Source organism: Cupriavidus sp. SK-3, from assembly GCF_000611145.1.
Taxonomy (GTDB): Bacteria; Pseudomonadota; Gammaproteobacteria; order Burkholderiales; family Burkholderiaceae; genus Cupriavidus.
Genome location: NZ_JFJV02000264.1, coordinates 113997 through 134802 on the forward strand (window position 1 = coordinate 113997; position 20806 = coordinate 134802).

Below are 20806 nucleotides of genomic sequence, written 5' to 3' on the forward strand. Positions count from 1 at the left end.
AGGCGGGTCGTCTAAGGAACACCCAGCCAGTGCATGGCCTCCTGACCGAAAGCGATTGCCGCGAGGACCACCAGCAGGATCACCAGGGTCAGCGCGCTGACATAAACAATGGCCTTGGCGACTTCGGCGTCGTCTTCGAGAGAGTGCGGGCGCGTGGATTCGCGCGTCGATGGCGTCCCGTGCGGCCAGTGCAACCGGCCGGCCAACTGCCTGAGGTGCAGGTCGGGGTGGAAACGCATGGGCGACACCTCCTGGGCGTGGCACGCGAGGCCGTATATGGCTTGGCGACGCGGCCGCCCTGAGATCGGGTGGGTTCGAATGCCAGTTCGGATGCCATATACGTCTTAACTATAGCTGGCGCGCCACAGGATGCGAGGCCGGCGCATGCCGGCGCCGGGAATCCGCGCGTGAGCCGGTTCAGGCCGCGGGGGGAGCGGGCGGGCCGTCGCTTGCGGGCACGGCCTGCGCAGCCGCGAGCCTGGCCTCCCGGGCCCGCAATTCGGCGAGCATGTTGCAAAACAGCGCACCCTGCTCCAGCGCATCGTCCAGCGCCACATGGGTGTGCGGCAGCGGATCTTTCCATTCGGCGGGCAACGCCGGCTTGACGGTCTTGCGGTAGGGCAGCCCGGTCATGGCGAATGCCATCGTCTTGATGTCAAGCGCCGCCCAGCCAAACGGCGAGCGGCCGGCGAAACGCATCATGTACCAGAACATCCAGGTGAAATCGAAGCCGGCCGGGAAGGCCACGAAGACTGGCTTGCCGGGCAGGCTCTCCACCCATTCCACGTAGCGCACCATGGCCCGCTCGGGCGGCTCCGGATTCCGCCGGCAGGCTGCCCAGGCTTCCGGCTGGGTTTGCCACCACTGCATCTGCGCCGGATGCCCGGCGGCGCCCGGCAGCGTCTCCAGGTTGGCCGAGAAGGTGCTCACCACGGTCTTGTCCGCCAGCATCGCGGCGGAGGCGAAGGACAACATGGAGTGCGGGCCGGGGATCGGGCCGTCGGCTTCCACGTCGGTGCTCACATAGATTTCGGGGCGGGTGTCGGGTGCCTGTCGCTTGGCCATGGCGTGCCTTGGAATAGGGATTCGGAAAGCGCGGCGTGCGGGGGCTCAGCCGACGTCGATCAGGTGGTCCGCCACATAGGGATTGTTCTTGCGTTCCTCGGCAAACGTGGAGACAGGCCCGTGGCCGGGCACGAAGGTTACGTCGCCGCCCAGCGGCCACAAATGGGTGCGGATCGAGCGGATCAGGTCGGCATGGTTGCCGCGCGGGAAGTCGGTACGGCCGATCGAGCCCGCGAACAGTACGTCGCCCACGATGGCGAGCCGGTGCGCGCGCGAGAAAAACACCACGTGGCCGGGCGTGTGGCCGGGGCAATGGTAGACCTCCAGCGTCTCGCTGCCGAACTGCACGGTGTCGCCCGTGTCCAGCCAGCGCTGCGGCTCGAAGATCTCGGCGTGGCCAAAGCCAAAGCGGCGCGTCTGTTCCGGCAATTGCTCAATCCAGAAGCGCTCGTCCTCGTGCGGCCCTTCGATCGGGATCCCAAGCTCGCGCGCCAGGGATGCCGCCCCGGCGCAGTGGTCCACGTGCCCGTGCGTGAGGAAGATCTTTTCCAGCGTCACGCCGTGTTCCTTGACCGCGGCATGGATGCGGTCAAGGTCGCCGCCGGGATCGGTCACCGCGGCGCGGCCAGTGGTCTCGTCGATCAGCAGCGTGCAGTTCTGCTGGAAGGGCGTCACGGGAATCAGTAGGACTTGCATGGAGCGAAAGTTGGAAGGGACACAGGGAGCCAGGACCGGATGCGAGTGCCGCATGCGCCGCAAAAATCGAGGGCGAAGCATGGCTCGCGATCGGAACAGTGGTCGCATTGTAGCGTCGGGCCTGTAAAAACGTGCCGCGCCCGACAGCGTCGGAAAGGCATGAAGCAATGCGCGCATCACACCGCGAAAGCCTTGTCAGGACTGGCCTGGCGCCTGGCAAGCGCCGAATCGGGTACGGTTTGCGCCTCGCATTACAGACAATTCGTAACAAAATCAAGGCCATAGGTGTAAGTGTGTGATGCTAGACTCCCGCGATGCGTTGGTTACACCTCCCCCTTTCCCGCCCCGGGCGGATCGTCCGCCTGTGCGTGCACGCCACGTGCGCGCTGGCGCTTGCCGCCTGTGCGATCCCGCCGGGCGACCAGGCGCAGGAGGGCGTGCCCACCGCCGCCACGCCGGGGGCTGCCAAGCCGGCCAAGCCCGCCAAAGTCGCCAAGGCCGAGAAAAACGGCGCCTCGGGCAATGCCCAGAAGGACAGCAGCAATGGCTGGGGCCTGTACCGCTGGGGCGGCGATGCGCAGGGGGATGGCGTGGGATCGTTCGAGGGCCTGCGGCCCGACCTGGGCTCCTATGAGCAGCGCGGCATGGCGTCCTGGTATGGCAAGGGTTTCCATGGCCGCAAGACGGCCAATGGCGAGCGCTTCGATATGCGGGCGATGACTGCCGCGCACCCCTCGCTGCCGCTCGATAGCTGGGTGCTGGTGCGCAACCTGCGCAATGGCAAGGTGGCGGTGGTCCGCATCAACGATCGCGGGCCGTATCACAGCAACCGCGTGCTCGACGTCTCTTTTGGCGCGGCCAAGCGCCTCGGTTTTACCGATCACGGCTCCACCCAGGTGGAGATCCGGCGCCTGTCGCGCTCCGAGGTAGCGGCGCTGGGGCCGCAGATCGCGCCGAGCGGCGACGATGCGGGCGATAGCGGCGACGATGCCACGACCGACTCCGAACTGGCCGACAACCCGGCCAGTCCCGTGCGCGCGGCCCGCAAGACGCGCAAGCCGGCCGCACGGCGCAAGAGCCGCTGAGCCGGAATGCGGACCATGCAGGCATGCCAGGTCCGCGGCGCTGTCGGCTTATGCGCCGACGCGGTCTTCAGGCACCCGGACGATTCACTCGGTAGCCGCCTCGCCCTCGCCGTGCCCCGCCCGCCGGGCCAGCGCCAGCCGGTACAGCGCATCGGTGGAAGCGCCGGTAATGGCGGCGGCGAGCTTGGCGGCCCGCTTGGCCGGCAACTCTGCCAGCAGCAGCTCCAGCACCTGCTGCGCGCGGGCGTCAGGCTGGCCGGCATCCGCTGCCTTGGCCGACGCGCCTTCCACCACCAGCACGAACTCGCCCTTGGCGCGCGATGCATCCGCGGCCAGCCAGGCTGGCGCCTCGCTCACCGGCAGCACCTTGATCTCCTCGAACAGCTTGGTCAGTTCGCGGCCAATCAGCAGCCGCCTGTCCGGCGGCAGCGCGGCGGCCAGCGCCGCCAGCGTGTCGGCAATGCGGTGCGGCGCCTCATAGACCACCCAGGCGTGATCGAGCGCAGCCAGTCCGGCGATGGCCTCGCTGCGCGCGCGCGCTTTGGACGGCAGGAAGCCGGCAAAGGTAAAACGTCCGTCACCGCTGTCGAGCATCTCGCCCGCTACCGACAAGGCCGCCACGGCCGCGCTCGGGCCGGGCAGCGGCACCACCGCGTGGCCGGCCGCGCGCGCCGCTTCCACCAGCCGCGCGCCGGGATCGGAGATGCCGGGCGTGCCGGCGTCGGACACGTAGGCAATGCGCTCGCCCGCGGCCAGCCGCGCGTTGATGCGCTCCGCCGCTTCGCGTTCGTTGTGTTCGTGCACCGCCAGCAACGGGCGGTGCAGGCCAACGCGCGTGAGCAGCTGGCCGGTATTGCGGGTGTCTTCGCAGGCGACAGCGTCAGCCAGGCCGAGCACGTGCAGTGCCCGCAGGGAGAGATCGGCCAGGTTGCCGATCGGGGTAGCCACCACGTACAGGGTGCCGGACGGGTAGGACTGGCCGGCCGCCAGGGAGATCCAGTCAGTCATGCTTGAGAACTTCCGTTGAATCCATCATTCAAATCCACGATGTCCCCGGCACAGGCGCGGGGCGCCCGCGCCGAGGGACGCGCGCTGGCTTACCTGGAAAGGCAGGGCCTGGCGCTCGTGGTTCGCAATTATCGCTGCAAAGGCGGCGAAATCGACCTGATCATGCGCGAGGCCGACGGTACGCTGGTTTTTGTGGAAGTGCGCCAGCGTGCCAGCCGCGCCTTCGGCGGCGCGGCTGCCAGTGTCACACCGGCCAAGCAGCGGCGCATCCTGCTGGCCGCGGAGCAATACCTCGCCGCGCAGGCGGAACCGGGTGCCGCGCCGCGCTGCCGGCTCGATGTGGTGGCGCTGGAGCCGGGGCGGCTCGAATGGATTCGCGACGCCTTCGATGCCGGCGCGGCGCCATGAAGCGCCGGGGAGCCCGGGCGCCTGCGTCATAATGCGCGGTATCTTGCGGCGCGTGCCGCATTTGAAAAAGCGTTTGAAAACAAGAAGGCCGATCGAGCCATGCATATCGATAGCATCCAGCAGCATTTCTTCGACAGCGCAGAGACCAAGCGCCAGGCCGCGCCGCTGATGGCGCCCCACATCGCCGCGGCGATCGAACGCCTGGTGGGCGCGCTCACCAGCGGCAACAAGATCCTCGTCTGCGGCAACGGCGGCTCGGCCTCCGATGCCCAGCATTTCGCCGCCGACCTGATCGGCCGCTTCGAGCGCGAGCGCCCCGGCCTGGCCGCGATCGCCCTGACGACCGACAGCTCGATCCTCACCGCCATCGGCAACGACTACGATTTCAGCCTGGTGTTCTCCAAGCAGGTGGAAGCCCTCGGCCAGCCCGGCGACGTGTTGCTGGCGATTTCCACCTCCGGCAACGCCGCCAACGTGCTCGCCGCGGTGCAGGCTGCCAAGCAGCGCGACATGAGCGTGGTGGCCCTGACCGGCATGGGCGGCGGCGAGCTCGCCGGCCTGCTGGACGAATTCGACGTCAACTTGTGCGTGCCCAGCGAGCGCGCCCCGCGTATCCAGGAGGTGCACCTGCTGACCCTGCATTGCCTGTGCGACGGCATCGACGAGGCGCTGCTGGGCGAGGGCTGAGCCCGCCGCCGATAGCGCCCCGCTTTCTCGCCCCTGAACTTTGCTCCCGAAGCAACCACAGCCCATTTTTGCCTCACCGCTACAAGCAAGGACCGCATGACGACTCTGCCCAACTCGCGTGAATCCCGCACTTCCCGGCCGGCCGGGACCCTGCCACGCCTGGCCCGCACCGCGACGATGGTGGCGGCACTGACCGTTGCGGCCACGCAGCTCACCGGTTGCTTCCCGGTCATCGCCGCCGGCGTGGCCAGTGGCGTGACCGTGGCCACCGACCGCCGGCCAACCACCACCCAGACCATCGACCGCGGCCTGCAGCTCGAGGCCGATAGCACGCTCAGTTCGCGCTACAACGGCCAGGCCCGTGTGAGCGTGTCGGTCTTTAACCGCAAGGTGCTGCTGACCGGCGAGGCCAAGGACGCCGCCGTCAAGCAGCAGATCGACAAATACGTGCGAGGCCTGCCCAACGCGCGCGAAGTGATCGACGAGCTCGAGATCGTGCCGTCGCCCTCGTTCGCCACGCAGAGCGAGGACACCTACATCACCAGCAAGGTCAAGACCATGCTGATCACCGCCGAAGGCGTGCCCTCGAACTCGATCAAGATCGTCACGGAGAAGGGTGTGGTCTACATGCTTGGCATCGTCACGCCGCCCGAAGGCGAACGCGCCACCGATGTGGCCCGCAATGCCAGCGGCGTCACCAAGGTGGTAAAGGCCTTCGACTATGTGACCGAAGCCGAGAGCGGCAGGCTCGACGCCGCCGCCACCGGGCGGACCGCGCCGCCGGATAGCACGTCCGGCACGCCCGCCCCGGTGCAATCCGCGCCGCCCGCGCCAGAGGCGGCCCCTGGCGCCACGACCACCCCGGTCGCGTCGCCGGTGGCGTTGCCGCCCGGCCGCAACCTGCCCTGAACGGCCGGCGCGTCAGGCCAGCCCTGGCTCCTGCGCCAGCCTGGCCGTGCGCCGCGTGCATTGCCGCGCGGCGTACCCGTTACAGCGCCTCGCGCTGCGGCCGCAGTTTCAGGCGGCCTGTTCACGCGCCACTTCCGCGCCACTTCCCCGCCGCTCGACGCCCTCTCCGGGCATCACCGGGCATCACCGGGCGCACTTCGATCTGAGGTTTTCGCATCACATGCACGCACCCGGTGTGTTAGGGTAGGCACGCCCTCGCGGCGCGATCCCGGAGCGAACACGATGATCCAGACCCCCCTACTTGCCGCCCTGGCGGCGCTGGTGTTACTGGCCTTGCCCGGCGGCGCCCAAGCGCAGGCGCCCGACGCCGCCGCGCTGCAAGCGCGCAACTGGGCCGCCGCGTGCGCCGGCTGCCACGGCCCCGCGGGCCGCGCTCCCGCAGGGGCTGCGGTGCCGGGCCTCGCCGGCCGCGATAAGTCCGAGCTGGTCCGGCAGATGCAGGACTTCAGGCAAGGCAAGCGCGAAGCCACGGTGATGCAGCAGATCGCCAAGGGCTACAGCGACCAGCAGATCGAAGCCATCGCGGGCTGGTTCGCCGCCGTGCGCTAAGCGCGCCGGCTTGCAACCCGGCAAGGAGACCCTCAGATGCAAAGACGTGAATTCCTCGGCGCGCTCGCCGGCACCGCCGCGCTTGGCGCATTCGGCGCGCAAGCGGCCAGCGCTACCGGCAAGGCAAAGGTGGTGGTGGTGGGCGGCGGCTATGGCGGCGCCACCGCAGCGCGTTACCTGCGCGAATGGAGCGGGCATGGCATTGAGGTCACGCTGGTCGAACCCAACGCCAGCCTGGTCTCCTGCCCGCTGTCCAACCTGGTCCTCGCCGGCAGCAAGCGCATCGGTGACATTACCTTGTCCTACGAAGCGCTGGCGAAGCGCCACGGTGTGAGCGTGGTGCGCGACCATGTCAGCGCGATCGACCCGGCGCGCAGGGTGGTGCGCCTGGCCGGCGGCGGCACGCTGCCCTACGACCGGCTGGTGCTGTCGCCCGGCGTGGATGTGCTCTCTGGCGAGATTCCGGGCCTCGCCCAGCCAGGCGGCGAGCAGATCCTCCACGCCTGGAAGGCCGGCCCGCAAACGGTGGATCTGCGCCGCCAGCTGGAAGCGATGCCCGATGGCGGCACCTTCGCCATCACCATTCCGCTCGCGCCCTACCGCTGCCCGCCCGGACCCTACGAGCGCGCCTGCCTGGTCGCGGACTATTTCAGCCGGGCCAAGCCGCGCAGCAAGGTGCTGATCCTCGACGCCAATCCCGACGTCACCTCCAAGGGCGCGCTGTTCAAGCAGGTCTGGGCCACGCGCTACAAAGGCATGATCGAGTACCGGCCGCAGTACAACACCATCGACGTGGACCCCGCCACCCGCACGCTCAAGTTCGAGGTGCAGGACGACGAGCGCGCCGATGTGCTCAATGTGCTGCCGCCGCAGCGCGCCGGCGCCATTGCCGTGGCAAGCGGGCTGGCTACCGCCAACGGCCGCTGGTGCGAGGTCGATTTCCTTACTTTCGAATCGATCGCCGTGCCCAACATTCACGTGCTCGGCGACGCCATCCAGATCGCGCCGCTGATGCCCAAGTCGGGCCATATGGCCAACCAGCACGGCAAGGTGGCGGCGGCCGCCATCGTGTCGTTGCTGGCCGGCCAGGCGCCGAACCCCGAGCCGCTTTACAACAACACTTGCTACAGCTTCACGTCCGCGCGCGAAGCGATCCACATCGCCAGCGTGCATCGCTATGATGCGGCGCAGAAGACCATGGTCACGGTGCCGGGCGCGGGCGGCTTGTCGGCCGCGCCGAACGCGCTGGAAGGCACCTATGCACAGGCGTGGGCGGATGCCATCTGGACGGACATGCTCGGTTGAGCGACCGGCAGGACAACCACGGCGCGCACCGGTGACGGTGCGCTTTGCATATGTCCCCGAGATCGCAGCCAGCCCCGCATCCGGAAGCGTGGCGCAAAGGGGTAAACACTATATGCGCAATCACGCATATACGAATATATTGGACGGCATGGACGAGATGGATCGCGTGTTCGAGAAAGTGTCGGGGTATTTCAGTCTGCTGGCGGAACCCACCAGGCTGAAGATCCTGCACGCCCTGTGCGATGGCGAGAAGCCGGTTGGCACCGTGGTGGAAACAGTGGGCTCTTCGCAGACCAATGTCTCGCGGCATCTCACTGCGATGTACCGCGCGGGCGTGCTGTCGCGCCGCAAGGAAGCCAACCTCGTGTTCTACGCCATCGAGGACGAGAGCGTGATTGAGCTGTGCCGCACGGTCTGCGTGCAGGTGGCCAGCCGGCTGGAAGACAGCGCCTTGCCCGCGGGCATGGTCGACCGCTTCATGCCTCAGGCCGCACCGGCGCCGCGCCGCCGTAGCCGCTAAGGCCAGGCGCGTACCAGGGCGCAGGGCAACCGCATTCACGTTCGCACGCAGGTTGTACGGCGGCGGCCCGCATCCGCGGGCGCCGGCCGATAACAGGTTGGCCGACGGCGCTTGCGCGCCGGACGAGCGGACCGGAGGAGACCGCAGTGCCGGAACAGATCCGCCCCGGGCGCATCGTGCGTGCGCCGGAGCATTTCGTCAGCGCATCGTTGCAGCAGGACATCGCGCAACATGGCCTGGGCATGCCGGACAGCCCGCGCCGCGACTTCCTGCGCAAGAGCTTCCTGGGCGCCGCGGCCGCGCTGGCCGCCGGTGCCGGCGGCAGGACGCGCGCAGCGGAAAGCGCCGGCGACGACGCCATCCTCACGCCGCAACCCTGGGCCACCACGCTGGGCCAGCCGGTTGCCGCGCACCCCTACGGCCAGCCCTCCGCCTACGAGAAAAACCTGGTGCGGCGCGAGTCGCCGGGGCTGACCCGTGTGTCCGCCGCTTCTGTTTCCTTCGCGCCGCTGCAAGGCTTCTTCGGCATCATCACGCCCAACGGGCTGCATTTCGAGCGTCATCACCAGGGCTGGCAGGACATCGATCCGGCCCGCCACCGCCTGATGATCAATGGCCTGGTGAAAGCGCCGCGCGTCTACACCATGGACGATCTGATGCGCCTGCCGGCGGTGTCGCGCATGCACTTTATCGAGTGCGGCGCCAACACCGGCATGGAGTGGGGCAACGTGGCGGTGCCCACGGTGCAATACACCCACGGCATGCTGTCCTGCTGCGAATTCACCGGCGTGCCGCTCAAGGTCCTGCTCGACGATGCGGGTGCCGACTTCAAGCGCGGGCACTACCTGCTTGCCGAAGGCGGCGACGGCTCGGGCATGACGCGCACCATCCCGATGGCGCTGGCCGACGAGATCATCGTCGCATGGGGCATGAACGGCGAGATGCTTCGTCCCGAGAACGGCTATCCGCTGCGGCTGGTGGTGCCCGGCGTGCAGGGCGTGTCGTGGGTCAAGTGGCTGCGCCGGCTGGAGCTGGGCGACCAGCCGTGGAACACCAAGGACGAGACCGTGCACTACGTCGACATGATGCCCGACGGCATGCTGCGCCAGTACACCTCGATCCAGGAATGCAAATCCGTCATCACCACGCCTTCGGGCGGTCAGCAGATGGTGGGCCGCGGCTTCTACAACATCAGCGGCCTGGCGTGGTCCGGGCGCGGGCGGGTGAAGCGAGTGGATGTTTCCGTCGACGGCGGCCGCAACTGGCGCACCGCGCGGCTGGAAACGCCGGTGCTGTCCAAATGCCTGACGCGCTTCAACCTGGACTGGGCGTGGGACGGCGCCCCCGCCATCCTGCAAAGCCGCGCCATCGACGAGACCGGCTATGTGCAGCCCCGCATGGCGCAGTTGCGCGCGGTGCGCGGCACGCGCTCGATCTATCACAACAACGCCATCCAGAGCTGGCAGGTGGCCGGCAGCGGCGAGGTCTCCAATGTCCACGTTGATTAAGGCCGCCCGCACCGCACTGTTTGCCGCCGCCGTGGCGCTGGGCGGGCAGGCGTCGATCGCCGCGACGCCCGCCGAAGCTGCGCGCGCCGCGCTGGGCCGCACCGCGACGCCGGCCGAGGTCGGGGCATGGGACATCGATGTGCGTCCCGATTTCCAGGGCCTGCCCAAGGGCAGCGGCACGGTGTCGCAGGGACAGAAAATCTGGGATGGCAAATGCGCCTCATGCCACGGCGATTTCGGTGAATCCAACGAGGTCTTCTCGCCCATCGTCGGCGGCACCACCGCCGAGGACATCAAGCGCGGACGGGTGGCTTCGCTGACCGGCAACCAGCCGTATCGCACCACGCTGATGAAAGTCAGCACCGTCAGCACGCTGTGGGACTACATCCACCGCGCGATGCCCTGGAACGCACCGCGCAGCCTGTCCGCCGACGAGGTCTACGCGGTCACAGCCTACCTGCTCAACCTGGGCGATATCGTGCCGGCGGATTTCACGCTGTCGGATCGCAACATCGCCGTGGTGCAGCAGACCATGCCGAACCGCAACGGCATGACCCTGCAACATGGCTTGTGGCCTGGGCGCGGCCAGCCGGATACGCGCAACACGGCATGCATGAAGGATTGCGCGGGAACGGTGAAGGTGGCGTCGGCGATGCCGGCCTACGCGCGCGATGCCCACGGCGACCTGGCCGCGCAGCAGCGCACGGTGGGACCCACGCGCGGCGTGGCCATCGGAACTGCCGCGAGCGCGCCCGCGGCGGCCGCGCCGGACGAGAAGGCGGGCGCGAAACTGGCCAGCCAGTACCAGTGCATGGCCTGCCACGCCACGGACCGCAAGCTGGTTGGCCCGAGCTTTACCGAGATCGCGCGCAAGTACAAGGGACAGGAAGTGCGGGACACGCTGGCCCACAAGATCAGGGCGGGCGGGCAGGGCGCCTGGGGCAGCATGCCGATGCCGCCCCAGGCGCAGATTCCCGATTCCGACCTGCGCACCGTGGTGGGGTGGATTCTTGAGGCAAAATAGCGGACTGGCCGCCACCATGCCCCGTGGCGCGGCCAGCGCGCCGCCGCGCCGGCCAGCCATCCGGCATGGCGGGCAGCGAGTGGCCTATCGCCGTCCCCACGGCTCTTCAAAGTTCGGAGCAATATCCATGAAGCAGTTTGTCATCGCAACGCTGATGCTGGCTTGCGCCGCCTCGGCCAACGCTGCGGTCGATGCCGCCAAGGCCCAGGAAATCGCCAACAAGAACGCCTGCATGGGCTGCCACCAGGTCGACAAGAAACTGGTCGGCCCCGCCTACAAGGATGTGGCGGCCAAGTACAAGGGCGACAAGAACGCCCTGGCAACGCTGACCAAGAAGGTCAAGAGCGGCGGCGCAGGCGTCTGGGGCCCGGTGCCGATGCCCGCCAATGCTGGCTTGAGCGATGCCGACCTGAAGACGGTCGTGGAGTGGGTGCTGGCAGGCGCCCCGGCCAAGTAAGGCACCCAGGGCACGCCCTGCCCGGACCGGGTTACGGCTTCGGGACCCAGGGGGCGCCGGTGGCGCCCCTCGCTGAAGGGCGGCAATGCACCGCCCGCTGCCGTGCCGCAAGGCGCGGCAGGCCAATAAACCAGGCCGGTACGGAAAACGCAGGAGATGAGGAAACAATGCATTCAAAACGACGAGACGTATTGCGGGTCACTTCCGTGCTCGCACTGATGGCCGCCACCGGCCTGATCAGCAAAGCGCAGGCGGCGGAGTGGAACAAGACCGCCTTCGATGGCAAGAGCGTGGCGGACGTCATCAAGGCGCTCGGCGGCAGCGGCACCGAGAAGAGCACCGCCATTGTCTTTACCGCCCCCGACATCGCCGAGAACGGCGCGGTGGTGCCGGTCGCGGTGACCAGCAATATTCCTGGCACCGAGCAGATCGCCATCCTGGTGGAAAAGAATCCCAATACGCTGGCAGCGGATTTCACCATCCCCGCCGGCACCGAGCCCTTCGTCTCCACGCGAGTGAAGATGGGGCAGACCTCGATGGTGTACGCCGCCGTCAAGGCCGGCGGCAAATGGTATGTGGCGTCCAAGGAAATCAAGGTGACGCTGGGCGGTTGCGGCGGCTGAGGCCACGCTCCCATCCCCCCACGCGGATTGCCCGCCCCACCATTACCTGAAAGAGGAAAGAACATGGCAGACCCGATGCGCGTACGTGCCGCCGAGAATGGCGGCGTGGTCGACGTCAAGATCCTGATGAAACACGACATGGAAACCGGCCAGCGCAAGGATGCGGGCGGCAAGACCATTCCGGCCTGGCATATCCAGAGCGTGACGGCGCAATGCAAGGGCAAGGACGTATTCCAGGCCCAGTTCGGCCCGGCCGTGTCCAAGGATCCCTTCCTGAACTTCAAGTTCAGGGGCGGCGCCAAGGGCGACAAGGTCACGGTGACCTGGATCGACAACCGCGGTGACAAGCGGACCGACGAAGCCACCATTTCCTGACCGGATCAGGTACGGGCCTGGCCGAGCGGGCGGCCGCATCCTCTGCTATGGTTCAGGTCGAATGTCGGTCCCGGGCTGGCGCATGTTGCGCGCAGGGGAGCGACCGGAAGGATAGGAATCATGCGGCGAGCATTCATGCGAGCAACGGCGGCCCTGGCCGCGATCGGCTTGTCGGCCAAGGCAGCGGCGCAAGCGGCACCGGCGGCGGCCGGCAAGGGCGGGCGCGTCAAAGTGGTCTACCAGTTGTCCGAAGGCACGGACCAGGCGGTGCGCGCCATGGCCAACCTGCGCAACCACCTGAACGCAGCGCCGGACACCAGGATCGTGGTGGTGGCCTTCGGCTATGGCGTGGATTTCATCGTGGAAGGCGCGCGTGACGCACGCGGCAATACGTTCGAGGCGGCGGTCGGCGCGCTGGCCAGTTCCGGCGTCGAGTTCCGCGTCTGCCGCAACACGCTGACGGCGCGCAAGATCCCCGAGTCCAGCCTGCTGATGGAAGCCAAGGTCGTACAGGCGGGCGTGGTCGAAGTGGCCAGGCTGCAGTTTGATGAAGGCTATGCCTATATCAAGCCATAAGTAGCATCCGCGCGGGAGCCGGCGCAAACCGGGTGCCGCGCAACGGGAAGACAAGCAATAAGACCGGCCCGCACGGCCTGGCGCCACATGGCGGCAGGTTTCCGAGGCCCCGAGGAGAAGCCCCATGAAATCGATCAGACGCCACCACACAGGCGCCGCGCTGGCGCTGGCCGGCACCGTGGCGCTGGCCGCCGCCGCCGCGCACGCCCAGGGCAGCACCGCCGAGGAAATCGCCAAATACCGGCAAATGCTCGCCGAGGGCAATCCCGCCGAACTGTGGGAAGCCGCCGGCGAAGAACTCTGGAAAAAACCCGGCGGCCCCAAGAACGCCTCGCTCGAACAATGCGACCTCGGCAAGGGCCCCGGCGTGACCAAGGGCGCCTACGCCGAACTGCCGCGCTACTTCAAGGACACCAACCGCGTGATGGACCTGGAGCAACGCCTGGCCTATTGCCGCGTGACGCTGCAGGGCCTGACCCGGGAAGAAGCGCTGAAGAACCCCTTCGCCTCCACCGGCAAGCCGTCCGACATCGAGCGCCTGGTGGCCTTCCTGACCGGCGAGTCGCGCGGCGTGAAGATGAACGTGCAACTGGCCCACCCCGAAGAGAAGCGCGTCTATGCCCTGGGCCAGAAGATGTTCTTCTACCGCGGCGGCGCCTACGACTTCGCCTGCGCCACCTGCCACGCCGTCGATGGCCAGCGCATCCGCCTGCAAGAGCTTCCCAACCTGCTGACCCAGCAAGGCGCCCAGGCTGCCTACACCACGTGGCCGGCCTACCGCGTCTCGCAGGGCGAGGTGCGTTCGATGCAGCACCGCCTCTACGATTGCCTGCGCCAGCAGCGCTTTCCCGAGCCCGCCTATGGTTCCGACGTGATCACAGCGCTGAGCCTGTTCCTCGCCAGGAATGCCAACGGCGGCACGTATGACGGTCCGGCCATGAAGCGCTGAGCAAGGGAGAGCACAGATGAAACAAGCGCGTAGATACACACAAGGCACGCTCGCCGCGGCCACGTTTGCCCTGCTGGCCTGCGTGGGCATGGCTCACGCGGAGGACAGCGCCAAGCCGGCCAGGGCCGCGAAGCCTGCCAGGGCCGCCGCCGTCAGCGACGCCGACATGAAGACGCTGATCGAAAGCTCCTTCACGTCCAAGGGTCCCGCCACGGTCGAAGGCGTGCTCGATCGCGACGCCATGCAGAAGACGTGCAGCGACTACCCGGACCGCTCCAAGGTGCCGGCGGCGGTGGCCAGGAAAATCGAAGCCGCCGAGTTCAAGCAGATCAAGTACCCTGCCGACAAGCAGTGGCTGGGCGACTGGAAGGAAGGCGAGAAGACCGCCCAGAACGGGCGCGGCATGCAGTTCTCCGACGCCGTCGGCGGCGTCAACGGCGCGAACTGCTACGCCTGCCACCAGATGACCAAGGCCGAGATCTCCTTCGGCAATATCGGTCCCTCGCTGTACCAGTACGGCAAGCTGCGCGGCGATTCGGAAGCGGTGCTCAAGTACACCTGGGGCAAGATCTGGGATTCCAGCGCCTTTGCGGCCTGCTCCAACATGCCGCGCTTCGGCCACAAGGGCATCCTCACCGAGCAGCAGATCCGCGACGTGATGGCGTTGCTGCTGGACCCGGCCTCGCCGGTCAACCAGTAAGGCGCGGCGATGGCGACCGGCGGCATGGCCATCAACTTCCGGCGGACGCTGCTGCTCGCGGCGCTCGCCTGGAGCGGCGCGGCCGCGGCACTGGAGGTGGGCGACACCGTGCGCCTGCCTGCGGTGCAACTGCTCGACGGCCGCACCATGACTGCCGCCCAACTGGCCGGCAAACCACTGGTGCTGGAGATCTGGGCATCGTGGTGCCCCTTCTGCGCGCTGCAGAACCCGCGCCTGCAGAAGCTCTATGACAGCACCGGCGCCGCGCGCGGCGGACTGGGCGTGCTGGCGGTAAGCATCGACCGCGATCCGAAGGAAGCCGCCGCCTACATGGCGAAGCGCGGCTACACCTTCCCCGCCGCCATGGACACGCCCGCGCTGCGCGCCGCGCTCGGCAAGCGTAAAGGTCTGCCCGAGCTGTACGTGATCGACGCCGGCGGCAAGGTCGTGCAGAAGGAGGTCGGCGAGATGCTGGAAGAAGAAGTCGCGGCACTGGCGAAGTACGCCAGGCCAACGCCGAAGTAGCCGCATTCGGCCACGAGACGCCGGGTCACCGCTGCCCGATACCGGCGCATGCAATCCACTGGAAGAGACTATGAACCGACGCGAGTTCCTGCAGGTGCTGGCCATTGCCGGCGCCGGCGGCATGACCTTTCCCGCCTCCGATGCACAGGCCGCGCAAGCCGCCGGCAAGCTCTATGACGTGCCGCGCTTCGGCAATGTGCACCTGCTGCATTTCACCGATTGCCATGCGCAGCTGCGGCCGCTGTATTTCCGCGAGCCCAATGTCAACCTGGGCGTGGGCGACTACGCGGGCAAGCCGCCGCACCTCGTCGGCCAGGCCTTCCTGCGCCACTACGGCATCGCGCCCGGCAGCGCGCAGGCGCATGCCTTCACCTATCTCGATTTCACGGAAACCGCGCACCGCTACGGCAAGGTCGGCGGCTTCGCCCACCTCGCCACGCTCATCAAGCAACTCAAGGCCGGCCGGCCCGGCGCGCTGCTGCTCGACGGCGGCGATACCTGGCAGGGCTCGGCCACCGCGCTGTGGACGCGCGGGCAGGACATGGTCGACGCCGCGCTCGCCCTCGGCGTGGACGTGATGACCCCGCACTGGGAGATGACGCTCGGCGCGGAGCGCGTGACCGAGATCGTAGAGCGCGATTTCAAGGGCAAGGTCGCCTTCCTCGCGCAGAACATCAAGACCAACGACTTCGGCGATCCCGTCTTCGACCCCTACGTGATCCGCGAGATGAACGGCGTGCCGGTCGCCATCATCGGCCAGGCCTTTCCCTACACGCCGATTGCCAACCCGCGCTACTTCACGCCCGACTGGACCTTCGGCATCCAGGAGGAAAACCTGCAGCAAGTCATCGACCAGGCGCGCGGCAAGGGCGCGCAGGTCGTCGTGCTGCTGTCGCACAACGGCATGGACGTGGACCTCAAGCTCGCCTCGCGCGTGCGCGGGCTCGACGCCATCCTCGGCGGCCACACCCACGACGGCATGCCCGCGCCGGTGGCGGTCAGGAACGCCGGTGGCACCACGCTCGTCACCAACGCCGGCTCCAACGGCAAGTTCCTGGGCGTGCTCGACTTCGACGTCAAGGGCGGCAAGATCGGCGGCTTCCGCTACCGCCTGCTGCCCGTCTTCGCCAACTACCTCGCCGCCGATCCGGCCATGGACGCGCTGATCGCCAAGGTACGCGCGCCATACGAAAAGCAGCTCGGCGAAGTGCTCGCCCGCAACAGCGGCCTGCTGTACCGCCGCGGCAATTTCAACGGCACCTTCGACCAGCTGATCCTCGACGGCCTGATGGACGTGCAGGGCGCCGAGATCGCGTTCTCGCCCGGCTTCCGCTGGGGAACCACGCTGTTGCCGGGCCAGGCCATCACCATGGAACACCTGATGGACCAGACCGCCATCACGTACCCGCACACCACCGTCACGACGATGAGCGGGGAGACCATCAAGACCATCCTCGAAGACGTGGCGGACAACCTGTTCAACCCGGATCCCTACTACCAGCAGGGTGGCGACATGGTGCGCGTGGGCGGGCTGCAGTACGCGATTGACCCCACCGCCGCGATGGGCCGGCGCATCACTGACATGCGGCTCAAGGGCCAGCCCATCGACGCCGGCAAGACCTACAAGGTAGCCGGTTGGGCGCCCGTGTCGGAAGACGCCCGCCAGAGCGGCAGCCCACCGATCTGGGACCTGATGGCGCAGTGGCTGCGCACCTCCGGCGAGGTCACGGCACGCCCGCTGAACGTGCCGGCCGTGCGCGGAATGACCGGCAACGCAGGCATGGCGGCGTGATTGATATGCTGGCGAAAACTGGGCTACAATCAGCCGTCACGGGCCGATAGCTCAGCTGGGAGAGCGCTGCGTTCGCAATGCAGAGGTCGGGAGTTCGATCCTCCTTCGGTCCACCAGGATAAGTTCCAGAGCAGTCCAAGAAAGGCCGGGAAGCCAAATAAATACGAGGCTTCCCGGCTTTTTTGTTTCCTAAATGTTCCAGTGTGATCTATTGAAATCCGGGGGCATATAGGGGCAACATTGGGGGCAACCCACCGAACCCGCATAGGAGATGCCCCCAAAATGCCGCTTACTGATACCGCGATCCGCACTGCCAAGCCCACGGACAAGACCCAGAGGCTATTCGACGCTGGGGGCCTCTACCTGGAAGTCTCACCCAGTGGGGGCAAGTGGTGGCGGATGAAGTATCGCTTTGGGGGCAAGGAGAAGCGGCTTAGCTTTGGGGTCTATCCTGACGTGGGACTGAAGGAAGCACGCGAGCGCCGGGACACGGCCCGCAAGCTCTTAGCTAATGACGTGGACCCCAGCGAGAATCGCAAAGCACAGAAGGCCGCGAAAATCGAGCGGGCAACCAACAGCTTCGAGATCATCGCGCGCGAATGGTTTGCCAAGCAGGCCCCGGGCTGGGCCGACAGTCATGCTGAAAAGGTGATTCAGCGGCTCGAGAAGAATGTCTTCCCCTGGCTGGGAGGTCGGCCGATCGCTGAGGTAACACCAGCTGAGTTACTGGCAGTGCTCCGCCGAATCGAGGCACGTGGTGCGCTGGACACTGCGCACCGTGCTCACCAGAACTGCGGGCAGGTATTCCGCTACGCCGTTGCCACGGGCCGAGCGGAACGCGACCCGTCCGGCGATCTGCGCGGCGCACTACAGCCCGCCCAACATGAGAACTTTGCTTCCATCACCGACCCGGTGAAGGTGGGCGCGCTGCTGCGGGCCATCGACGCGTTCAAGGGCACGTTCGTCGTCCGGTGCGCGCTGCTGCTGTCTCCGCTGCTGTTCGTCCGGCCTGGTGAACTGCGCAAGGCGGAGTGGGACGGGTTCGATCTGGATAAGGCGGAGTGGCGCTACTTCGTGACGAAGACCAAGATAGAGCACACGGTACCGCTGGCCACGCAAGCGGTCGCCATCCTCCGCGAGCTCACCGCGTTAACGGGCCACGGCCGCTACGTCTTTCCCGGGCGCGACCCACAGAAGGCCATGAGCGAAGCCGCGGTAAATGCCGCCCTTCGGCGCATGGGGTACGACACGAAAACCGAGATCACCGGCCACGGGTTTCGGGCGATGGCGCGGACAATCCTGCACGAGGAACTGCTCATCAAGCCCGAGGTGATCGAGCACCAGCTCGCGCACAAGGTGCCGGACGCCCTGGGAACCGCCTACAACCGCACCAAGTTCCTGAAAGAGAGGCGGGAAATGATGCAGCGCTGGGCCGACTACTTGGATGACCTCAAGCAAGGAGCCAAGGTCCTGGCGATCGCGGGCGGCCCTGCCGCCTGATCGCGACACGTCATCCCCATCCACCTCTGTATATCCAGCAGAATGAGCCGACTTACTTCACAGCAGCTTTCCAGATTGCTCGCGGTCATAAACGTAGATACGTCGGTCAACTTCCCCATTCCATACATGACAGTAGAGGAGCGCGATGCGCTTCGCCGGCTCGTGGATACTGGCCGAGAATGGGACGCCTGGTTAGAAGTCCGCCGGCGCGGGAATCTAGCGTTGGCTGCATCGACAGAGCGCGCGCTAGAGCAGGGTAGAGCGATGCTTAAGACTCAGCAAGCGGAACGACGAGCCCGTGAATTGCACGATATGCAGATTGCGCAGGAGAGAGCGAGCGAGCAGAGAGCTAGCGAACTTCAAACGGCAAAGTTGGAAGATATATGCGCCGGCAAGACCGGGCCAGTAGGGGCCCCAAAAAAGCGCAAAGGCGACAAATGGACTGATAAAGAGATGCGCACGCTACAGAAGGAGAGCATCCAGCCGGGGGCGACCCAGCAGAAATTAGCTGAAGAATATGGGGTATCGCGCCAGGCTATCGGCGCGATACTGCAGCGGGCAGCAGTGAAGTTTCGGACAGCAAAGCCCGCAACACAATGGCCTCCGAGCAATGCGAAGAAACTGAGGCGCAACTAGGCGCCATCTGGTTATCTATTGCCCAACGGCGTTGCGCAGATCGCCCGCTAACCCGCGCCAGATAAGGGTGCAACAGTTGCGCAACACGAGCCACGGTGTTGCCTGTTTTAAGTTTCGGCCCATGTGCTCCGGTGTGTTCCGGGGAGATCCACTAAGGGTGAAAGAAGCATGGCCGAACAAAATCAGTCTGCGCAGACGATCCTGCGTAGGGCGCAGGTGGAATCCGAAACGGGGTTGTCCCGCTCAACGATCTACCAGCGGGTCAAAAAAAATACTTTTCCAGCTCCAATTCGGCTCGGACCGCGCGCTGTCGGGTGGCGCCGCGGCCATATCGACGCGTTTCTGGCGAACCCTGCTGGCTACCGCGCGGAGGTGGCAGCATGAACGCCGCTCGCCAGCTCGCGGCATCGCTGATGCCCCTGACTCAAAATGGCCACGTCACCATGTCGTCGCGCGAGATCGCGGAGCTGGTGGAGAAGCGCCACGACAACGTGAAGCGCACCATCGAAACGCTAGCCGAGCGGGGTGTGATTGCTTTTCCTCAATCTGAGGAGAAGGCTACGGCAGGCCGCCCGGTGGTCGAATATCAGGTGGGCAAGCGCGACAGCTTCGTGCTCGTCGCCCAGCTCTCGCCCGAGTTCACGGCGCGCCTGGTGGACCGCTGGCAGGAACTGGAGGGCCGTGCCGCGGCGCCTCAATTCGCTATCCCGCAGACGCTGTCCGAGGCCCTGCGACTGGCCGCTGACCTTTCCGACAAGAATGCCGAGTTGTCCGCCAAGGTGGCCGAGCAGGCCCCAAAGGTCGAGGCTCTTGACCGCATCGCCACCTCTGGCGGCTCGCTGTGCCTACGTGATTCGGCGAATAACCTGCAGATGCGCCCCATCGACCTGACGCGCTGGATGCAGGCGAACGGCTGGATCTATCACCGCCCAGGGAGCGTGCCTTGGCACGGCTACCAAGACAAGATCCAGCTCGGCTACCTCGAGCACAAGGTGACGCTGGTGTCGCGCTCCGACGGCTCGGAAAAGGTGGTGGAGCAGGTCCGCGTGACGCCGAAGGGCTTGGCGCGTCTGGCGAAGGCCTTCCGTGCCGAGGCTGGGGGTGCCGCATGAGCGCCGCTCTCAGAACCGAAGGCCCGGTGGTGCTGGGCCAGGGGGCGACTCTCACCATGTCGTCGCGCGAGATCGCGGAGTTGGTTGATTCGCGCCACGACAAGGTGAAGCAGTCCATCGAGCGCCTTGCCTCACGCGGGGTGATCACACTCCCCCCAATGGGGGAAGTGTCGAATGACGGCCCTGGCCCGAAGACTATCGCCGAGTATCGTGTCAGCAAGCGCGACAGCTACGTGATCGTCGCCCAGCTCTCCCCCGAGTTCACGGCGCGCCTGGTCGATCGCTGGCAGGAGCTGGAGGCCCGTTCGGCCGCGCCGGCGCTCCCCAACTTCTCGGACCCGATTGCCGCGGCGCGTGCGTGGGCCGATGTCAAGGAGGCCGAGCAGAAGGCGCTCGTGCTGCTGGAAGAGCAGCGCCCGGCGGTGGAGTTCATGGGGCGCTACGTCGAGGCGAGTGGGAGCATGGGTTTCCGCGAGGTCTGCAAGCTGCTTCGTGCCAACGAGCGCGAGTTCAAGCAATTCCTCCTGGACGAGGACGTCATGTACCCGCTGTCGGGCCGCTTGGCCCCCTGCAGCCCACACCTGCACGCTGGCCGGTTCGAGGTCAAGACCGGCGTCGCTGCGAACGAGCACGCCTACACCCAGGCACGGTTCACGCCCAAGGGCATCGCCTGGGTGGCTGGCCTGTGGTTCGAACGGCAAGCTGCTGGGGCAGTCGTATGAACCTTCTCCGCGCCC

At 66.9% G+C, this 20806-nt stretch carries 26 protein-coding genes and 1 tRNA gene; 23 read left to right on the forward strand and 4 right to left on the reverse strand.

The genetic code is table 11. The features are described from left to right. Positions 1–11: 11 nt before the first annotated feature. The 3 genes from CF70_RS28560 to CF70_RS28570 form a co-directional block, all read right to left on the reverse strand. Positions 12–239, reverse strand: coding sequence for a hypothetical protein (locus tag CF70_RS28560; protein WP_035873207.1), 228 nt, complete (start codon positions 237–239; stop codon positions 12–14). 178 nt (positions 240–417) lie between these two features. Further along, positions 418–1065, reverse strand: a complete 648-nt coding sequence (locus CF70_RS28565) for an exonuclease (protein WP_035873210.1) — start codon at positions 1063–1065, stop codon at positions 418–420. Positions 1066–1110: 45 nt separating this feature from the next. Beyond that, positions 1111–1761 (reverse strand): MBL fold metallo-hydrolase, encoded by a 651-nt coding sequence (locus CF70_RS28570; protein ID WP_035873212.1) that lies wholly within the window; start codon positions 1759–1761, stop codon positions 1111–1113. A 314-nt stretch (positions 1762–2075) separates the two neighbouring features. Between CF70_RS28570 and CF70_RS28575 the strand changes: the two genes are divergently transcribed. Beyond that, positions 2076–2846, forward strand: coding sequence for a septal ring lytic transglycosylase RlpA family protein (locus CF70_RS28575; protein ID WP_051649148.1), 771 nt, complete (start codon positions 2076–2078; stop codon positions 2844–2846). Between the two features lie 84 nt (positions 2847–2930). On the opposite strand, the gene rsmI is transcribed toward CF70_RS28575, so the two are convergent. Continuing rightward, entirely contained in the window at positions 2931–3854 is a 924-nt protein-coding gene (gene rsmI, locus CF70_RS28580; protein ID WP_035873214.1) for a 16S rRNA (cytidine(1402)-2'-O)-methyltransferase, read from the reverse strand. 39 nt (positions 3855–3893) lie between these two features. Between rsmI and CF70_RS28585 the strand changes: the two genes are divergently transcribed. The 22 genes from CF70_RS28585 (at position 3894) to CF70_RS28690 (ending at position 20791) form a co-directional block, all read left to right on the forward strand. Further along, the gene (locus CF70_RS28585) at positions 3894–4262 is read left to right on the forward strand and encodes a YraN family protein (protein WP_035873217.1); all 369 of its coding nucleotides are present in this window, start codon (positions 3894–3896) and stop codon (positions 4260–4262) included. A 99-nt stretch (positions 4263–4361) separates the two neighbouring features. Continuing rightward, complete coding sequence (locus CF70_RS28590; protein WP_035873219.1) at positions 4362–4949, forward strand: phosphoheptose isomerase; 588 nt, start codon at positions 4362–4364, stop codon at positions 4947–4949. 96 nt (positions 4950–5045) lie between these two features. Then, positions 5046–5858, forward strand: a complete 813-nt coding sequence (locus CF70_RS28595) for a BON domain-containing protein (RefSeq protein WP_035873223.1) — start codon at positions 5046–5048, stop codon at positions 5856–5858. Between the two features lie 282 nt (positions 5859–6140). After that, complete coding sequence (locus CF70_RS28600) at positions 6141–6467, forward strand: c-type cytochrome (RefSeq protein ID WP_035873225.1); 327 nt, start codon at positions 6141–6143, stop codon at positions 6465–6467. A gap of 36 nt (positions 6468–6503) precedes the next feature. Continuing rightward, the gene (locus CF70_RS28605) at positions 6504–7772 is read left to right on the forward strand and encodes an NAD(P)/FAD-dependent oxidoreductase (RefSeq protein ID WP_035873229.1); all 1269 of its coding nucleotides are present in this window, start codon (positions 6504–6506) and stop codon (positions 7770–7772) included. A gap of 112 nt (positions 7773–7884) precedes the next feature. Then, a complete protein-coding gene (locus tag CF70_RS28610; RefSeq protein WP_035873232.1) occupies positions 7885–8292 on the forward strand; it encodes an ArsR/SmtB family transcription factor in 408 nt (135 codons plus the stop codon). 146 nt (positions 8293–8438) lie between these two features. Then, the gene (gene soxC / locus CF70_RS28615; RefSeq protein ID WP_035873233.1) at positions 8439–9800 is read left to right on the forward strand and encodes a sulfite dehydrogenase; all 1362 of its coding nucleotides are present in this window, start codon (positions 8439–8441) and stop codon (positions 9798–9800) included. Further along, positions 9784–10824 carry a c-type cytochrome gene (locus tag CF70_RS28620; protein ID WP_035873391.1) on the forward strand — a complete coding sequence of 347 codons (1041 nt, stop codon included), beginning with the start codon at positions 9784–9786 and terminating at the stop codon, positions 10822–10824. The genes soxC and CF70_RS28620 overlap by 17 nt, the downstream gene beginning before the upstream one ends. Before the next feature lie 127 nt (positions 10825–10951). Next, on the forward strand, positions 10952–11281 hold the full coding sequence (locus CF70_RS28625; RefSeq protein WP_035873236.1) for a c-type cytochrome: 330 nt from the start codon (positions 10952–10954) through the stop codon (positions 11279–11281). 167 nt (positions 11282–11448) lie between these two features. Beyond that, the gene (soxY, locus tag CF70_RS28630) at positions 11449–11904 is read left to right on the forward strand and encodes a thiosulfate oxidation carrier protein SoxY (protein ID WP_035873240.1); all 456 of its coding nucleotides are present in this window, start codon (positions 11449–11451) and stop codon (positions 11902–11904) included. 63 nt (positions 11905–11967) lie between these two features. Continuing rightward, positions 11968–12279, forward strand: coding sequence for a thiosulfate oxidation carrier complex protein SoxZ (gene soxZ / locus CF70_RS28635; protein WP_035873242.1), 312 nt, complete (start codon positions 11968–11970; stop codon positions 12277–12279). 120 nt (positions 12280–12399) lie between these two features. Continuing rightward, the gene (locus tag CF70_RS28640) at positions 12400–12855 is read left to right on the forward strand and encodes a DsrE family protein (RefSeq protein WP_035873245.1); all 456 of its coding nucleotides are present in this window, start codon (positions 12400–12402) and stop codon (positions 12853–12855) included. A gap of 124 nt (positions 12856–12979) precedes the next feature. Continuing rightward, the gene (gene soxA / locus CF70_RS28645) at positions 12980–13804 is read left to right on the forward strand and encodes a sulfur oxidation c-type cytochrome SoxA (RefSeq protein WP_035873248.1); all 825 of its coding nucleotides are present in this window, start codon (positions 12980–12982) and stop codon (positions 13802–13804) included. 16 nt (positions 13805–13820) lie between these two features. Then, the gene (gene soxX, locus CF70_RS28650) at positions 13821–14504 is read left to right on the forward strand and encodes a sulfur oxidation c-type cytochrome SoxX (RefSeq protein ID WP_035873251.1); all 684 of its coding nucleotides are present in this window, start codon (positions 13821–13823) and stop codon (positions 14502–14504) included. 24 nt (positions 14505–14528) lie between these two features. Beyond that, positions 14529–15029, forward strand: coding sequence for a TlpA family protein disulfide reductase (locus CF70_RS28655; protein WP_035873397.1), 501 nt, complete (start codon positions 14529–14531; stop codon positions 15027–15029). A gap of 70 nt (positions 15030–15099) precedes the next feature. Next, positions 15100–16821 (forward strand): thiosulfohydrolase SoxB, encoded by a 1722-nt coding sequence (soxB, locus tag CF70_RS28660; RefSeq protein ID WP_035873253.1) that lies wholly within the window; start codon positions 15100–15102, stop codon positions 16819–16821. A 40-nt stretch (positions 16822–16861) separates the two neighbouring features. Next, positions 16862–16937: transfer RNA gene (locus CF70_RS28665), tRNA-Ala, on the forward strand. Between the two features lie 166 nt (positions 16938–17103). Further along, positions 17104–18321 carry a tyrosine-type recombinase/integrase gene (locus CF70_RS28670; protein ID WP_035873254.1) on the forward strand — a complete coding sequence of 406 codons (1218 nt, stop codon included), beginning with the start codon at positions 17104–17106 and terminating at the stop codon, positions 18319–18321. Between the two features lie 42 nt (positions 18322–18363). Then, the gene (locus CF70_RS36785; protein ID WP_160172304.1) at positions 18364–18957 is read left to right on the forward strand and encodes a hypothetical protein; all 594 of its coding nucleotides are present in this window, start codon (positions 18364–18366) and stop codon (positions 18955–18957) included. A gap of 168 nt (positions 18958–19125) precedes the next feature. Continuing rightward, positions 19126–19341 (forward strand): helix-turn-helix transcriptional regulator, encoded by a 216-nt coding sequence (locus CF70_RS35380; RefSeq protein WP_035873257.1) that lies wholly within the window; start codon positions 19126–19128, stop codon positions 19339–19341. Next, positions 19338–20069, forward strand: a complete 732-nt coding sequence (locus CF70_RS28685; RefSeq protein ID WP_200876826.1) for a phage antirepressor KilAC domain-containing protein — start codon at positions 19338–19340, stop codon at positions 20067–20069. Before CF70_RS35380 ends, CF70_RS28685 begins: the two co-directional genes overlap by 4 nt. Beyond that, the gene (locus CF70_RS28690; protein WP_200876827.1) at positions 20066–20791 is read left to right on the forward strand and encodes a phage antirepressor KilAC domain-containing protein; all 726 of its coding nucleotides are present in this window, start codon (positions 20066–20068) and stop codon (positions 20789–20791) included. The genes CF70_RS28685 and CF70_RS28690 overlap by 4 nt, the downstream gene beginning before the upstream one ends. Positions 20792–20806: the final 15 nt, after the last annotated feature.

Excerpts from the sequence above, each read along its gene's own strand:
- CF70_RS28560 (WP_035873207.1), bottom strand. The coding sequence starts at position 239 with ATGCGTTTCCACCCCGACCTGCACCTCAGGCAGTTGGCCGGCCGGTTG.
- CF70_RS28565 (WP_035873210.1), bottom strand. The coding sequence starts at position 1,065 with ATGGCCAAGCGACAGGCACCCGACACCCGCCCCGAAATCTATGTGAGC.
- CF70_RS28570 (WP_035873212.1), bottom strand. The coding sequence starts at position 1,761 with ATGCAAGTCCTACTGATTCCCGTGACGCCCTTCCAGCAGAACTGCACG.
- CF70_RS28575 (WP_051649148.1), top strand. The coding sequence starts at position 2,076 with ATGCGTTGGTTACACCTCCCCCTTTCCCGCCCCGGGCGGATCGTCCGC.
- rsmI (WP_035873214.1), bottom strand. The coding sequence starts at position 3,854 with ATGACTGACTGGATCTCCCTGGCGGCCGGCCAGTCCTACCCGTCCGGC.
- CF70_RS28585 (WP_035873217.1), top strand. The coding sequence starts at position 3,894 with ATGTCCCCGGCACAGGCGCGGGGCGCCCGCGCCGAGGGACGCGCGCTG.
- CF70_RS28590 (WP_035873219.1), top strand. The coding sequence starts at position 4,362 with ATGCATATCGATAGCATCCAGCAGCATTTCTTCGACAGCGCAGAGACC.
- CF70_RS28595 (WP_035873223.1), top strand. The coding sequence starts at position 5,046 with ATGACGACTCTGCCCAACTCGCGTGAATCCCGCACTTCCCGGCCGGCC.
- CF70_RS28600 (WP_035873225.1), top strand. The coding sequence starts at position 6,141 with ATGATCCAGACCCCCCTACTTGCCGCCCTGGCGGCGCTGGTGTTACTG.
- CF70_RS28605 (WP_035873229.1), top strand. The coding sequence starts at position 6,504 with ATGCAAAGACGTGAATTCCTCGGCGCGCTCGCCGGCACCGCCGCGCTT.
- CF70_RS28610 (WP_035873232.1), top strand. The coding sequence starts at position 7,885 with ATGCGCAATCACGCATATACGAATATATTGGACGGCATGGACGAGATG.
- CF70_RS28620 (WP_035873391.1), top strand. The coding sequence starts at position 9,784 with ATGTCCACGTTGATTAAGGCCGCCCGCACCGCACTGTTTGCCGCCGCC.
- CF70_RS28625 (WP_035873236.1), top strand. The coding sequence starts at position 10,952 with ATGAAGCAGTTTGTCATCGCAACGCTGATGCTGGCTTGCGCCGCCTCG.
- soxY (WP_035873240.1), top strand. The coding sequence starts at position 11,449 with ATGCATTCAAAACGACGAGACGTATTGCGGGTCACTTCCGTGCTCGCA.
- soxZ (WP_035873242.1), top strand. The coding sequence starts at position 11,968 with ATGGCAGACCCGATGCGCGTACGTGCCGCCGAGAATGGCGGCGTGGTC.
- CF70_RS28640 (WP_035873245.1), top strand. The coding sequence starts at position 12,400 with ATGCGGCGAGCATTCATGCGAGCAACGGCGGCCCTGGCCGCGATCGGC.
- soxA (WP_035873248.1), top strand. The coding sequence starts at position 12,980 with ATGAAATCGATCAGACGCCACCACACAGGCGCCGCGCTGGCGCTGGCC.
- soxX (WP_035873251.1), top strand. The coding sequence starts at position 13,821 with ATGAAACAAGCGCGTAGATACACACAAGGCACGCTCGCCGCGGCCACG.
- CF70_RS28655 (WP_035873397.1), top strand. The coding sequence starts at position 14,529 with ATGGCCATCAACTTCCGGCGGACGCTGCTGCTCGCGGCGCTCGCCTGG.
- soxB (WP_035873253.1), top strand. The coding sequence starts at position 15,100 with ATGAACCGACGCGAGTTCCTGCAGGTGCTGGCCATTGCCGGCGCCGGC.
- CF70_RS28670 (WP_035873254.1), top strand. The coding sequence starts at position 17,104 with ATGCCGCTTACTGATACCGCGATCCGCACTGCCAAGCCCACGGACAAG.
- CF70_RS36785 (WP_160172304.1), top strand. The coding sequence starts at position 18,364 with ATGAGCCGACTTACTTCACAGCAGCTTTCCAGATTGCTCGCGGTCATA.
- CF70_RS35380 (WP_035873257.1), top strand. The coding sequence starts at position 19,126 with ATGGCCGAACAAAATCAGTCTGCGCAGACGATCCTGCGTAGGGCGCAG.
- CF70_RS28685 (WP_200876826.1), top strand. The coding sequence starts at position 19,338 with ATGAACGCCGCTCGCCAGCTCGCGGCATCGCTGATGCCCCTGACTCAA.
- CF70_RS28690 (WP_200876827.1), top strand. The coding sequence starts at position 20,066 with ATGAGCGCCGCTCTCAGAACCGAAGGCCCGGTGGTGCTGGGCCAGGGG.